This window comes from Mesorhizobium sp. M1403, from assembly GCF_040317695.1.
Classification (GTDB): Bacteria; Pseudomonadota; Alphaproteobacteria; order Rhizobiales; family Rhizobiaceae; genus Mesorhizobium.
Genome location: NZ_JAMYKY010000001.1, coordinates 179,158 through 193,310, shown reverse-complemented (window position 1 = coordinate 193,310; position 14,153 = coordinate 179,158). Strand labels below are relative to the sequence as shown.

The window sequence follows — 14,153 nt, the reverse complement described above, 5'->3', positions numbered from 1 at the left end:
GATACATAGGCGGTGCATTTAACCGGCATCGAACGGCAGGCAGAACCAGTTTCCGGCCACCGCAACGCTCCAAAGGAGATCAAGATGTCGATGTTCGAAAGCCTCGGCCGCTATGGTGCGGCCTTCAAGAAAGCACGCGAAGCGCGCAAGTCGCTGCGCATCCTGAACAGCCTGCCGCCTGAGATCCAGAAGGACATTGGCTGGCCGGTGTCGCCGCGATCGAGCAAAAAGCAGCTTTCGGTCGGCTGGGGCATGCAGCGCGGATGAAATTCACCGACAAATGCAAGCTGCTCGGTATTCGCCGGGGCCGCAATGCGGCTCCGGCTGCACCCAGCAATTGGCTGCGCGCCGCATTACTGCCCCGGCGTTGAGCTGCGCCGCTGGGCCAGGGACTCCATAGGCCGGACGCTTTGTCGCCGGCCGGGATCAAACCACCGTGTTGAGATCGCATAAATCTTGACTTTTTTGGTGGCGACACAATCTTCGAAATAGTCGGGGGTTCTCTTAGTCGGCTCAGCGGAAGTCCGTGTATCTGTATGCCCAGCCTCAAAAGCCACGTCGTGTCGTTCGTCCTCAGGTACAGCCGCAAGAAGGCGTTTTCCAGCCCGGAGAACCTGCAGCGCTGGATCGCCTATGCGCGCAAGACTGAAAACCATCAGCCGCCTGCGTCGCTGCAGTCGCGCCTGGAGATCACAACCCGCACGATCAGCGGCTTCCCCGTCTACGAGATCGCGCCCAAGGCTGGCGAGCGGCGGCGGATTCTCTACCTGCACGGCGGCGCTTACGTCTTTGAAATCACACCCTATCATTGGCGGCTGATCGCGGACATGGCCGACCGTCTCGGGTTCGGCATCACTGTGCCGATCTATCCCATTGCTCCCGAACACGATTTCCACGCCATGTTCGGCATGGTCGGCGCCGTCTACCGCCAGATGTTCGGCGAAACCGGGGCGAATGACATCATCTTCATGGGCGATTCCGCCGGCGGAAATATGGCCGTCGTGCTGACCATGATGGCTGCGCAAGACGGCCTGCCCTTGCCATCACGCCACGTGCTGATTTCGCCCGGCCTCGACGTGTCGCTCGCCAACCCAGAAATGTATGAGGCTGAACGCAACGATCCGTGGCTGGGCATTGCTGGCGGCCGCGAGGCGATCCGGCTTTACAGCGCCGGTATAGATCCCACCGACTGGCGCATCAGCCCGGTTTACGGCGACCTGTCGGTGCTGCCCAAAACGTTGCTGCTGACCGGTTCACGCGATCTGCTCACCCCCGACAATCTGATCTTCGCGGAAAAGGCACGCGCGGCCGGCGTCGAAATTGAGGTCGTCCACGAGCAAGGCATGTTCCATGTCTGGCCGTTGATCGACATGCCGGAGGCGCGACGCGCGCGGGACAGTATAGTGGCCTTCTTGACCAACGAAACTGACAGTTATCATGCCACGGCAGGCGTGTTGTCGCTGCAGAGGACAGACCGCGACGGAACCCCTCGCGATCTGGTTGCGCCGCTCAGGTCGTAGTTTGGGTCAGAACTTCCCAGTTTCCCTGAACATCTCAAACGTCGCGCGGATATGGTCGGCGACTGCCTTCACCGGCGCGCTGGCGTCTGGCGTCACCACCATGGCGAGATTGTAGGTGCCGATGTCAGGCATGCCGTCCTTCGGGCACAACTCGACCATGTCACTGCCGAGGAATGATTTCGGCAGCGGCGCGACTGCAAGATCCGCCATGATCGCGGCGCGCTGGCCGGCCGTGTGTGCGCTCATATAGGCGATGCGGTAGTTGCGGCCCTCGCGGCCAAGCGCCTCCAATGCCCCTGCCCGCCAGGCACAGCCCTCTTCCCACAATGAGACCGGCAGCGGCTCGCGCAGATGCGCGCAACCGCCCTTGGCACCGGCCCAGACGATCGGCTCTGTGAGCAGCACTTCGGCTCCGATCGCGCTGGTCTTGTAGGAGTTGGTGAGCAGCGTGATGTCGAGCGCCCGGTCGTCCATGCGCCGGCGCAAATTGACGCTCTGGTCGATGGTGACGTCGACTGCGATCGATGGATGCGATTGTGCGAACCGCTTCAGCACATGCGGCAGCACACGTTCGCCGTAATCGTCCGGCGAGCCGAGCCGCACCACCCCGACAATGTCTGGAATGATGAACTTCGACACCACCTCGCGATTGATCGACAGCAGCCGGCGCGCATAGCCGAGCAGCATCTCGCCATCGGTGGTCAGCGTCACCGAACGGGCGTCGCGCGCGAACACCGAGCGGCCGAGAATGTCCTCCAGCTTCTTGATCTGCATGGAGACGGCCGACGGCGTGCGGAAGACCGCATTGGCCGCAGTGGTGAAACTGCCGGTCTCGGCGATTGCGACGAAAGTGCGCAGAACATCGAGATCGAGCAGCGGCAGTGGATGATTGAGTGGGGCGTTCATGGGAAGCGACCTTCAATTTTTCTGATGCAAACCATCATTCCATTTCGTTTGATTGAACATCAGTTTGGGAGGATAGTCAACTCCATCGAAGGCAAGACACGTAGAAGTGGTCCCGAAACAACCATGACACGGACCTGCAATCGACACGAAATGAAGCTGAAACAAACCCGGTGTACCGCCTGACGCTGCAAGCGCCGGGACAATCCCGGCCCAACGCGAAGGAGAATGAGATGTCTATCCTGTCATCCATCGGTCGGATCGCGACCGAGTTCAGCGAGGCCCGTGCCCGCTACCAGACGGAACGCGCCATCCGCGCGCTGCCGATTGAACTGCAGAAGGATATCGGCTGGCCCGAAGCTGCTGATGCCAAGACTGGCACTCGCCATGGTGTGGGATCTTGGGCTGGAGCAAAGTAACCGTGTGTATCAACAGCTGAAGGCCTGCCGCGCAGATCAGCCCGGCAGGCCTTTTTGTTTGTATTCAAATGATTTCCCCGAGCCATGTCGCCATCGCATGCCGCATATGAGCAAGTCGCATAGCAGCCCGCGCCGGCAGTCAACACGTTGTAAATAATTGCAAATCCCTGGGCAGAATGCCCAAATTTGTCGCATTCCGTGTCGCTTTTCATATCAAGTGCTTCGCTTTTGCGATTTAGTTTCCCCTCACCTAAGCCTATATCATCATCAACAAACGAGCTGCCCCACTCCATCAAGCGAAGGCGACCCGTCTGAGCAACCGAATGGAGATGATCATGAAGCTTTTTGCCCGCCTCTTTGCCCGCCGCGAAATGAACCTGACGACCGCGCTCGAGCGCCAGCGCCTGGCCAACACCATGCCTGGCCAGACCGGTGCCATGGCCGCCGCGCGCCTCGGCTTTGTCGCCTGAGACAGCAAATCTTGGCAGAAGCAGCCTAGCGCTGCTTCGAAGTCGATCCAGCGCCGCTTCGGCTTTGCCGAGGCGGCGTTTTCGTGTGCGCAGGCCGCGTCGGCTCGTTTGGACAATCCGGCGGCACGCTGTGCCCTTCGCCGCATAGCGATTGCCCATTTGCGACCCATGTCGCAAATAAAGTTTTTCCGTTGCCATCTAGCCAATTGACAGGAAACGTTTTTCCTGATGTCGCTATGCTGATCGCGACATCCTGTTCGCGCCATTGCAGCGTGAGGATCTACCCGTGAACGTCGTAAAGCACCCGATCCGGCGATCGTTTGTATTCTTCCTGGTCCCCGATTTCACCATGATCGCCTTCGCGACGGCGCTTGATCCGTTGCGTTCGGCCAACCGCATGCTCGGCTATGAAGCCTATCGCTGGCGGCTCGCCAGCATAGACGGCAAGCCGGTGCGCGCCTCGAATGGCGTCGAATGCGCCGTCAACACCTCGCTGGAGGAAGAGCGCAAGAAAATGTCCGGACCGGATCGGCCGAACATGGCCATCGTCTGCAGCGGCATCAATGTCGAGCGCTACCAGAACAAATCGGCCTTTGCCTGGTTGCGCGAGGAGTACAATCGCGGCGTTGCCGTCGGCGGCCTGTGCACCGGCGCGCATATCCTGGCCGCCGCCGGCCTGCTGTCCAACAAGCGCTGCGCCATCCATTGGGAGAACCTGCCGGGCTTTTCCGAGGCGTTCCCCAAGGCCAATGTCTTCGCCGACCTCTTCGAGATCGACCAGAACATCTACACCTGCGCCGGCGGCACCGCCGCGCTCGATATGATGCTGAAGCTGATCGGCGACGATTTCGACGAAAGCCTCGTCAACCGCGTCTGCGAGCAGGTGCTGACCGATCGCGTGCGCAGCCCGACCGACCGCCAGCGCCTGCCGCTGCGCGCGCGCCTTGGCGTGCAGAATTCCAAGGTTCTGACCATTATCGAGCTGATGGAGGCCAATCTCTCCGAGCCGCTCTCGCTGATCGAGATCGCTGACCATGTCGACCTGTCGCGCCGGCAGATCGAGCGCCTGTTCCGCACCGAGATGGGGCGCTCCCCTGCCCGTTACTATCTCGAGATCCGCCTCGACCGCTCCCGGCACCTGCTGATCCAGTCGTCGTTGCCGGTGGTCGAAGTGGCAGTCGCCTGCGGCTTTGTTTCCGCCTCGCATTTCTCCAAATGCTATCGCGAACTCTATGCCCGCTCGCCGCAACAAGAACGCGTCGACCGCAAGCAGCTTCTGGCGGCTTGATCCGAGTCATCAGCTGAAGAAAGTCCACCGAGTTAATGCGCTTCGGCCGTGCGCATCGCCTCGACGCGGATGTCTTCCGTCAGCCGCGCCTTCAGTGCCGAAAACTCCGGGCTGGTCTTCAGCGTATAGTGGCGCGGATGCGGCAGGTCGACGGCAACATCCGACTTGATGCGGCCGGGCCGCGCCGTCATCACCACCACGCGCGACGCCATGAAGATCGCCTCCTCGATGTCGTGGGTGACGAACAGCACCGTCTTTTGCCGGCGCTCCCAGATGCCGAGAAGCAGTTCCTGCATCAGCCCGCGGGTCTGGTTGTCGAGTGCGCCGAACGGCTCGTCGAGCAGCAGGATCTCCGGATCGTTGGCCAGTGCCCGGGCAATCGCCGTGCGTTGCTGCATGCCGCCGGAAAGCTGCTTCGGCCAATGGTTCTCAAAACCTCTCAGCCCGACGAGATCGACATAGGACGCGACGATGTCGCTGCGCTCGCGGTCGGCCATTCCGCGTTCGCGCAGGCCGAAGGCGATGTTCTCGGCGACCGTCAGCCACGGAAACAGCGTATAGGACTGAAAAACCATGCCACGGTCTGGACCCGGCCGGTCCACCACCCTGCCGTCGAGCAACACGCGGCCCTCACTCGGCACTTCGAGGCCGGCGACGATCCTCAGCAGCGTCGACTTTCCGCAGCCGGACGGCCCGAGGATGGTGATGAAGTCGTTGGCGGCGACCGCCAGATCGATCGGCATCAGCGCCTGGACCGGTTGCCCGCCGCCGACACCGGCAAACGTGCGCGAGACGCCTTCAATAAGAAGCTTGCTCACGCCAGGCTCCATGGAAACAGCCAACGGTTGAGCGCCTTGAAGGCGAAATCGGACAACAGCCCAATCAGGCCGATGACGATGATGCCGAAGATGATCTGCCCCGTCGCCAGCCGCGATTGGCTGTTGATGATCATGTAACCGATGCCCGACGACGAGCCGATCAGCTCGGCGACGATGACATAGGTCCAGGCCCAGCCGAGCACCAGGCGCAGGGTCTCGGCAATCTCCGGCGCATTGGCCGGCATGATCACGCGCCGCACGATGCCGTTGTCGGACGAGCCCAGCGTGTAGGCCGCCTCGACCAGGTCGCGCCGTGTGCCGCCGACCTTGACCGCGATGATCAGAATGATCTGGAACACCGAGCCGACGAAGATCACCAGCAGTTTTTCGAGTTCGCCGACGCCCGCCCACAGGATGAGCAGCGGGATGAAGGCCGATGCCGGCAGATAGCGGGCGAAGGAGACGAACGGCTCCAGGAACGCCTCCACGGGCTTCCAGGCGCCCATCACGATGCCGAGCGGGACGGCAACGATGGCTGCCATCAGAAACCCGCCGAAGACGCGCCAGATGGTGATGAGGATGTCGAGCCAGAAGCGGTCCTCGACCAGCAGCCGCCAGCCGTCTCTCAGCATCGAAAGCGGATCGGCAAGGAAGATGCGATTGACGTGGCCGCCAAGCGTGATCCACGCCCAGAACGCCACGAACAGCACGAAGAACGAGATGCCGAGCACGGTTCGAATGCCGGGCGAGACCGGATGCAAGGGGCGCGGCATCGTCAACCGTCCTTTGATCTGAATGAAAAAGCGGCGGCGCAGGGCACCGCCGCCGGGCGACAATCCTGCCGGTCAGTCGGCGACGGCGCTGGTGTCGGCCAATGTCGAGACGTCGGGCGCTTCCTTGATCAGGCCCATCTGCAGCAGAAGCTCGCCGGCGGTCTTGGAAAAGTCCTGGAACTCCTTGGTGAAGAACTGCTTGTTTTCAGCCTTGTCGGCCCATTTCAGGTATTTGGCCGACTCTTCGAACTCCTTGGCCGACTGCTTCACGTCGGCGCCCATCGTCTCATAAGATTTCGCCGGATCGCTCTTGATCAGGTCGAGCGCCTCGAAATAGCTGTCGGCAAGCGCCTTGGCCGCATCCGGATTGGCCTTGAGGAACTCCGGCGTGCAGCCGACGGTGTCGAGCACCATCGGATAGTCGAGAGTGGTCACGAGGATATGCCCCTGCTCGGATTTTTCGCGCACCGCCGAGATGAACGGCTCATAGGTGACTGCCGCATCGTTCTGTCCGGCAAGAAACGCCTGCGCCGCCGCATCCGGCTCCAGATTGACGACCGTCACGTCCTTGGTCGACATGCCGTTCTTGTTGAGCACCCAGGCCAGCATGAAATAGGGCGACGTGCCCGGCGCCGATGACGCAACCGACTTACCCTTGAGGTCGGCAACGGTCTTGATGTCGTTGCGGGCGACGATGCCGTCGGCGCCGTAGGACTTGTCGAGCTGGAATATCTGCTTAGTCGTCACACCGTTGGCGTTCCAGACCAGCCAGGTCTCGACCGTGGTGGCGGCGCATTGCAGGTCGCCGCTGGCGATGGCGAGCGGCCGGCTGGCTTGCGGCACCTTCTTCAAGGTGACGTCGAGGCCATGCTTTTCGAAGATGCCGGCCTGCTTGGCGAGCGTCAGCGGCGCAAAGCCCGTCCATCCGCTGATGCCGATGCTGACCGATGTGGCGGCTATCGCCGGCGCGCACAACCCAGCGGCAAGCGCCAAGCCTGTGGCAAGAATTCCGATCCTGTTCATGTCGGTTCCCCTTTTTTGTTCGGATGGGAATTGTGTCACAGACGCCCGCAGGCTTGTCAATGAAGCCGATGCTGCACTGCGGTATGTGGCCGCCGGCAGCAAACTTCGCCATTAGCGGCTGTTGTACATCCAGCTGCGGTCGCGCCACATTTTTTCGCCGACCAGGCAGTCGGTGACGGGGATGTCCTGTGCCAGCACCAATGGCGGATGCGCCGCCTCTTCCGTCGCTCGCTGCGGCGAGGCCGGACCGGCAAGCTCCAGCACCAGCTTGCGGCGGATGGCCTCCGGAAACTGCGTCCAGTCATTGACCGGGATCATGAAGGAACCTGGCCCACCGATGACGCAATCGCTGTAGTAACGGTCGAGATTGTTGACATCGTAAGCGCTGCTGAACCCGCCGCCCTTGGTCATCAGCGGCAGGCCGTTGACAGTGATGCCCTGCTTGATCACGGCGTCGCGTGTGATGTCGACGGGTGCGCCCTGGTTGTTGGGGCCGTCGCCCGAAATGTCGATCACCCGCTTGACGCCCTGGAAGCCGCTTTCGGCAAAGAGATCGCTGGCGAATTCTAAGGCGCCGGAGATAGAGGTGCGCCTGGCACTGGCCGGCGGATGAGCGGAAAGCTGCGCTGCCAGCCGCTCGGCGTCGGCACGGTTGGCGATTACCGTCCACGGCACCACGACCTGCTGCCAGGTCGCGCCTGCCCATTCGACATAGGTGACGGCAATCTTGCCGTGAGCGCCGTCGCCGATTGCCTGCAGCACGTCGTCGTGCGTCAGCGCCGCCGCATAGCCGTGGCGCTGGATTTCGAGCTCGTCGGGCGACATGGACAAGGACACGTCGACTGCCAGCACCAGTTCGACGTCAACCGGCTCGGCGGCGCGGGAGATTGCCGTTGGCCATAGCACCGACGCCAGCGCGGCGGCACCCGAGACGAGATGTCTTGCACAGGCAAAAGCAGACATGCCGCACGGTAAGCGAAAATCGTCGACCGACAAAGAGGAAAGCCCGGCCGAGAGCGCGGCTATTCCAGTCACGTTTTTGCGAGCATGTCTCTAAGTTCAGCTGCGCGGATTGAGGTTCTCCGGGTCGTAGAGCGGCCTGTAGCCGACGGCGGCCACTTCAACCGGGTATTTCTCGCCGAAATATTCGACGCTCAGCTTGCTGCCCTCCTGGCAATACGCCCAGGGCAGGTAGGCGAGCGCGATATTCTTGCCGAGGGTCGGACCATAGGCCACCGAGGTCGTGAACGACCGACGGCCGAGCTCGTCGACCAGCGTCTCACCGGTTTGCGGGTCCATCACCGGCATCGTGCCGACCGGATAGCGGGGAACGCCGTTGGAATCGGTATTGTCCGTCATCACAAGGGTGCAAAGCATGGCCGGCTGATGCGCCCGGGCGCGATATTCCAGATGCTTTGCCTTGCCGCAGAAATCGGCCTCCTTGACCTTCGGCCGGGCAAGATCAGCCTCCAGCAGATTGTACTCGGTCAAGAGATCCGCGTTCTGCAGGCGCAGGCTCTTCTCCATGCGGCGGCTGTTGGCATAGGTCTCGACGCCAAAGGCCATTACGCCGGTCGACCGCAGGGCGTCCCAGACGGCCAGGCCGTCCTCGTAGCGCATATGCAGTTCCCAGCCTTGCTCGCCGACATAGGAGATGCGGAAGGCGGTCACGTCCTTGCCGGCGATCCTGACAGGCTTGATGGCGGCAAAGGGAAAATTCTCCGGCGTCAGTCCGTCGGGATTTTCCACGACCTTGCTCAATGCCGCCCGCGCATTCGGACCCCAGATGCCGACGGTCACGTACTTCTCGGTCACGTCGGTGACGGTAACGTCGAAGCCTTTGTCTTCTGCCGTCCGGCGCATGTACTGGAAGTCGCGCGGTCCGGCATCGGCGCCGTCGATCACGCGGCAGCGGTCGGCCATGCGGATGACGGTCAGGTCGGCGCGCACCATGCCTTCCTCATCGAGGAAATGGGTATAGATGCCCTTGCCGATATTGCCGTCGCCGCCGATCTTTGCCGCGCACAGCCATTCCATCAGCGCGACGTGATCGGGGCCTTCGACGTCGTACATGGCGAAATGCGACAGGTTGACGATGCCGCAATCCTCGCTCATGGCGAGATGCTCGGCATTCGAGACGCGCCAGAAATGGCGGTTGTCCCACTCGTTTTGACGCATCGGCACCCGGTTGCCGTATTTCTCGAGCAAATGCTCGTTGGCGGCGTAGCCATGGGCGCGTTCCCAGCCGCCGAGCTCCATGAAATAGCCGCCGAGTTCCTTCTCGCGCTCCCAGAAGGGCGAGCGGCGGACATTGCGGGCCTTGGAGAAGGGTTCGCGCGGATGCACCGCCGGGTTGTAGACCTTCATCGCCGTTTCGGTGCAGCGGTCCCAGATGAACTGCTCTTTCGTCTGGTGCGGATAGAAGCGCGAATAGTCGATGGCGTGGTGGTCGATCGCCGTGCGGCCGTCCGTCATCCAGTCGGCGATGAGCTTGCCCATGCCCGGGCCATCCTTGACCCAGATGGCAACGGCATACCAGAGGCCCCTGACCTTCTGGCTTTCGCCCATCGACGGGCCGCCGTCCGCCGTCACCTGCAGCAGGCCGTTGAAGGAATGGCTCTCATTGTAGCCCAACTCGCCCAGGATCGGCGTCAGTTCCATGGCGCGCTCGAGCGGCGCCATGATCTGCTCCATGTCGAGATCGCGCTGCGACGGCGAAAGCCGTGCCTCGTTTTTCTCGAGAATGTCGCGCGGATGGCAAAGGCGCGGATTGGTCTCTTCGTAGTAGCCCCACTCGATCTGCCCGCCTTCGGCCGTCTTGGGATCGCCGGTATCGCGCATGTAAGCCGAGTTGCCCTGGTCGCGCAGCAGCGGCCAGCCGATCTCCTTGCCGGTGCCGGCGAACTCGGTGTACGGCCCGAAGAAGGTAAGCGGATGGTCGATCGGCATCACGGGCAGGTCCTCGCCCGCCATTTCCGCAATAAGCCGTCCCCAGATTCCGGTGCAGACCACGACATAGTCGGCTTCGATAGTGCCGCGGTCGGTCACCACGCCCTTGATGCGGCCGTTCTCGATGACGAGCGACTTGGCGGAGGTATTGGCAAACGCCCTGACTTTGCCGGAGGCTTCCGCCTGGTCGACCAGCTTGCCGGCGACCGTCTGCGAGCGCGGGATGACGAGGCCGGCGTCGGGATCCCACAGGCCGCCCTGTACCATCTGTTCTTCGATCAGCGGGAATTTTTCCTTGATCTCGGCGGGATCGATCAGGCGGGCGCGTGTGCCGAAGGCCTTCGCCGAGGCGATCTTGCGCTTGATCTCCGCCATGCGGGCGTCGTCGCCGACGCGGGCGACCTCGAGGCCGCCGATGCGCGCGTAATGGCCCATCTTTTCGTAGAAATCGATGGAATAGAGCGTCGTCCAGCACGACAGGAAATCGTGGCTGGTCGTGTAGCAGAAGTCGGAGGCATGCGCCGTCGAGCCGATATCCGTCGGGATGCCTGATTTGTCGATGCCGACAATATCGTCCCATCCGCGCTCGATCAGGTGATGGGCGACCGATGCGCCGACGATGCCGCCAAGCCCGACGATGACGACCTTCGCCTTTTCCGGAAACCCTGCCATTGCCCGCGACTCCAAGATGCTATTGCGCCAGACTATAGGGCGGCGCCGCGCCGCGCTTGCAGCCTGTTTGCGACATCGCCAAAAAAGCCCGCGCCACCAGCCCGTCGAATGCAGTTAGACCTACGCCTTCGCCCTGCTCAGTACGAAGGCGCTGCTAGAGCCCGTCCTGCGCAGCTTCGAAGAAAAGTGCATACCTTCATCGCCGATTACCGGAAGCAAATAAAAGGCCGGGCGTTTGCCCGGCCTTTAAAAAATCATGGCGTCGACTTTACTTGATGCGCGCGACGCCGCCCGAGATCTCAATGGTCTCCGAACCGGTCAGCGCCTCGAGGTCGCCATTCGGCAAGGTAACAAAACAGCCGCTCGGGCAAAATTCCACGGTTTCGCCGGCGGCCAGCGCCAGCTCGGTCTTGCCGCCGCCTTCGGTCACGATCAGCGTGCGGGTCTCAGCGTCCTTGTTGACCGCGCTGGCGGCATGGGCCGAACCGCCCACGGCCAGAAAAGCGATGGCGGCGACGAGAGACTTCCACATTTTGCAGTATCGGTGTTGCCACCGCCTCTGTTGCATTTTGCAAGGCATTCTCGCCGTTTGCAGGTGAGCTTATATGCAATGCAAGCTGAACGGCAACTGAATGCCGCATTCATGCCGCAATTGGTTTCCGAAGGCTTGAAGGCAAGCTCCAAACAGCTAGTCAGGATCAGGCTTCCGCACCTTGCGTCCCGACTTGGCGAGACGTTTCGCCTCCGCCACTGCCAGTGCTTTTGCTTGCTCTCGCTCGGCGAATTCGACTTCGATCTTGTCGTCGTCGATCGGCCACGCCTCGTGCTTTTTGGTCTCGACGACGGCGCGCGGCGCCGACGGAATTTCGATATGCTGGTCGGCGAACACATCGAAGATTGCAAAGCGGATGTCGTTCTGGACGATATTGCCACTAAGAACGTCTGCCAGGAACACGCGAATCTCGAATTCGAGCGCGGCCGGGCCGAAATTGGAAAACAGCACAAAGGGTTCCGGGTTCTTCAGCACCAGCGGATGGCTGCGTGCGATCTCCAAAAGGACGCCATGCACGTGCTTGACGTCGCTACCATAGGCAACGCCGACCTTGATGTCGACGCGGCCGAGCTTGTTGCGGTGCGTCCAGTTGCCGACCGCATTGTTGATCAGGTTTGAATTGGGCAGGATCACCGATTGCCGTTGGAACGTCTCGATCTCGGTGGCGCGCACGCTGATCTTCTTGACAGTGCCGCTGATGTCGCCGGCGACGATCCAGTCGCCGACCTTGAACGGCCGCTCGGCCAACAGGATCAGGCCCGAGACGAAGTTCGAGACGACATTCTGCAGGCCGAAGCCGATGCCGAGGGACAGCGCACCGGCGACCAGCGCGAGGCTGGAGAGGTCGATGCCGGCGGCCGAGATGCCGACCAGTGCCGCGACGGCGACGCCGGCATAGCCGACCGCCAGCCGGATCGAATTGCGCACGCCGGTGTCGACGCGGCCGCGCGCCATCACCGAGCCGTCCAGCCATCCCTGGAACCAGCGCGTCAGGAAATAGCCGATGATGAAGACAACGACGCCTGAGAGGATGCCGGTGATCGAGATCGTCACCGAGCCGATGGTCAGCCCCGTTGCCAGCTTGTAGGCCCAAGCCTGGATGTCGCCGGGCTGGAAGCCCCACGTCAACAGGATCAGCGGCAGGAACACCAGCACGATCATCACGTTGATGGCGACGCTGACGACCAGGCCGAGCTGGTCGAGCGCGGTCGGCTCATAGCTTGAATTGGCGGATAGCCAACGGCCGATCGAGCTATTGGCGAAGCCGCCTTCCTCGCCGATCGCCCGCGCCGACAGGAAGCCGATATAGGCGGTGACCAGGATGGTGCCGGTGATCACGACCTGCACCGAGACGAACATGGCAAGGCCGATATAGCCGAACAGCGCCGACGCGATGGTGAACAGCCCCAGCGCCACGGCGGTGTAACGCAGCCATGCCGGCCACGGCCGCCAGATCCCGTCGGCGGCCTTGAACGGCTTCAGCAGGCCCATCAGGATCAGGATGACGCCGACGATGATGGTGGCGACAAAGCTTCTGGCGATGGTCAGCGACAGCGGCGAGCCCATCTTGTCGTTCACGACCGACAGGAAATAATTGATGCCGATGGCGACGGCCATGGCCGTCGTCAGCCGCACCAGCCAGCGCGCCGGGCCGGTTTCGACAGGGATCAGACGCCAGTTCGGCAGTCGCGGCTCAAGCGCCGCATTGGTCAGCCGGTTGACGCAGAACACACCCGCGACAACGGCAGCCAGCGCATTCAGGAAGATGCCGATATCGCCGCGCAAGACGTTGTAATAATTGAAAAAGAAAATGGTCGAGGCAAGGAAGACGCCGACTGCCAGCGTCGGCAGCAATGTCGACCAGAACGCCACCGACAGCCGGCTGAGATAGGAGGGATCCTCCACCGAGGGGTCCGCTTCGAACACACGGCCGAACAGGCGCCGCCCGCCGACGAAAAGCACGGCGGCCAAGGCAAGCGCCATCAAGGCCGCGGCAAGAACGGCCTGGAACTTGAACTTGAAGGCAAAGCTCAGCCAGGACGACACCGCCTTGTAGAAACTGGTAAATTCGTTGTTGGCATCGGAAATGACCTCCGGGCTCAATGCATCGGACAGCACGTAACGCTTGGTGAGCTGGTTGCGGAAAAGCTCGCTGCGCATATTGCCGATCTTCTCGATCAGCCCGCTGATGCGGATCGACAGGTTTTGCGCCGTGGCGATGACGGCATTGATCTCGGCTTTTTCGGAGGCCAGCGCCTGGCGTTCGCCGGTCACGATATCGGGCTCGGCCGGCTGGCCCGCGGCCGGCGGCGGGCCTAGCTGCTCTAGCCGGCTGTTGATCTCGCTCAGCCGCGGCCGGAAAGCGAGCGCGCTGTTGAGCGAGGCACGCGACATTTCTTCCAGCTGCAGCCGAATATCGACAAGGCTGGCGTCATCGTCGCCGTCCTGCTGGAACTTCGTTTCGAGATTGTCGGTCTTCGTCGTCAGGTCCTGGAGGATTTTCTGCTGATCACTGACCAGTCCCGCGGGCGCCTGGCCAAGCCCTTGCGCCACCGCTCGCAACGAAAGCGGCGCCGAGGCGACAAGCATCAGGACCAGAACGAAGCGGAGCAGTCGGAAAAACATGATTGTCTGGCGACTCACGGGCGATAAGGCGTTCTAAAGGCCTGCTCTTGATAAAGACCGTCATATCTGGGGGCAAGCCGTCCCTGACGGCCCGCTTTCGAAGTCGGCCAATCCAATCGAAGTCGGGGAGTCGAAAAGCG

Annotated in this window: 13 protein-coding genes; 5 read left to right on the top strand and 8 right to left on the bottom strand. The window is 62.0% G+C overall.

Going from position 1 to position 14,153, the window contains the following annotated elements:
• Window positions 1–84 precede the first annotated feature (84 nt).
• Both NKH01_RS00990 and NKH01_RS00985 read left to right on the top strand, forming a co-directional pair.
• Complete coding sequence (locus tag NKH01_RS00990) at window positions 85–267, top strand: hypothetical protein (RefSeq protein WP_023719927.1); 183 nt, start codon at window positions 85–87, stop codon at window positions 265–267.
• 269 nt (window positions 268–536) lie between these two features.
• Window positions 537–1,520 (top strand): alpha/beta hydrolase, encoded by a 984-nt coding sequence (locus NKH01_RS00985; RefSeq protein WP_023719926.1) that lies wholly within the window; start codon window positions 537–539, stop codon window positions 1,518–1,520.
• A gap of 6 nt (window positions 1,521–1,526) precedes the next feature.
• On the opposite strand, the gene NKH01_RS00980 is transcribed toward NKH01_RS00985, so the two are convergent.
• Complete coding sequence (locus NKH01_RS00980) at window positions 1,527–2,426, bottom strand: LysR substrate-binding domain-containing protein (protein ID WP_023676521.1); 900 nt, start codon at window positions 2,424–2,426, stop codon at window positions 1,527–1,529.
• 230 nt (window positions 2,427–2,656) lie between these two features.
• On the opposite strand from NKH01_RS00980, the gene NKH01_RS00975 reads away from it, so the two are divergent.
• The 3 genes from NKH01_RS00975 (at window position 2,657) to NKH01_RS00965 (ending at window position 4,600) form a co-directional block, all read left to right on the top strand.
• Complete coding sequence (locus tag NKH01_RS00975) at window positions 2,657–2,842, top strand: hypothetical protein (RefSeq protein ID WP_023719925.1); 186 nt, start codon at window positions 2,657–2,659, stop codon at window positions 2,840–2,842.
• A gap of 335 nt (window positions 2,843–3,177) precedes the next feature.
• On the top strand, window positions 3,178–3,312 hold the full coding sequence (locus NKH01_RS00970; RefSeq protein WP_013894968.1) for a hypothetical protein: 135 nt from the start codon (window positions 3,178–3,180) through the stop codon (window positions 3,310–3,312).
• Between the two features lie 349 nt (window positions 3,313–3,661).
• Window positions 3,662–4,600, top strand: a complete 939-nt coding sequence (locus NKH01_RS00965; RefSeq protein WP_353019158.1) for a GlxA family transcriptional regulator — start codon at window positions 3,662–3,664, stop codon at window positions 4,598–4,600.
• Between the two features lie 32 nt (window positions 4,601–4,632).
• On the opposite strand, the gene NKH01_RS00960 is transcribed toward NKH01_RS00965, so the two are convergent.
• The 7 genes from NKH01_RS00960 to NKH01_RS00930 all read right to left on the bottom strand — a co-directional run bounded on the left by NKH01_RS00960 (window position 4,633) and on the right by NKH01_RS00930 (window position 14,013).
• Complete coding sequence (locus NKH01_RS00960; protein WP_353018515.1) at window positions 4,633–5,418, bottom strand: ABC transporter ATP-binding protein; 786 nt, start codon at window positions 5,416–5,418, stop codon at window positions 4,633–4,635.
• Entirely contained in the window at window positions 5,415–6,191 is a 777-nt protein-coding gene (locus NKH01_RS00955) for an ABC transporter permease (RefSeq protein ID WP_352484520.1), read from the bottom strand. The genes NKH01_RS00960 and NKH01_RS00955 overlap by 4 nt, the downstream gene beginning before the upstream one ends.
• Before the next feature lie 72 nt (window positions 6,192–6,263).
• Window positions 6,264–7,214, bottom strand: coding sequence for an ABC transporter substrate-binding protein (locus NKH01_RS00950; protein ID WP_352908296.1), 951 nt, complete (start codon window positions 7,212–7,214; stop codon window positions 6,264–6,266).
• 111 nt (window positions 7,215–7,325) lie between these two features.
• Entirely contained in the window at window positions 7,326–8,177 is an 852-nt protein-coding gene (locus NKH01_RS00945) for a DUF1194 domain-containing protein (RefSeq protein WP_353018513.1), read from the bottom strand.
• A 96-nt stretch (window positions 8,178–8,273) separates the two neighbouring features.
• Window positions 8,274–10,835: a GcvT family protein gene (locus NKH01_RS00940; protein WP_353018512.1), complete on the bottom strand. Its 2,562-nt coding sequence runs from the start codon at window positions 10,833–10,835 to the stop codon at window positions 8,274–8,276.
• 268 nt (window positions 10,836–11,103) lie between these two features.
• Entirely contained in the window at window positions 11,104–11,367 is a 264-nt protein-coding gene (locus tag NKH01_RS00935; protein ID WP_023676533.1) for a hypothetical protein, read from the bottom strand.
• A gap of 156 nt (window positions 11,368–11,523) precedes the next feature.
• On the bottom strand, window positions 11,524–14,013 hold the full coding sequence (locus NKH01_RS00930) for a mechanosensitive ion channel family protein (RefSeq protein ID WP_352484517.1): 2,490 nt from the start codon (window positions 14,011–14,013) through the stop codon (window positions 11,524–11,526).
• Between the last annotated feature and the right edge of the window lie 140 nt (window positions 14,014–14,153).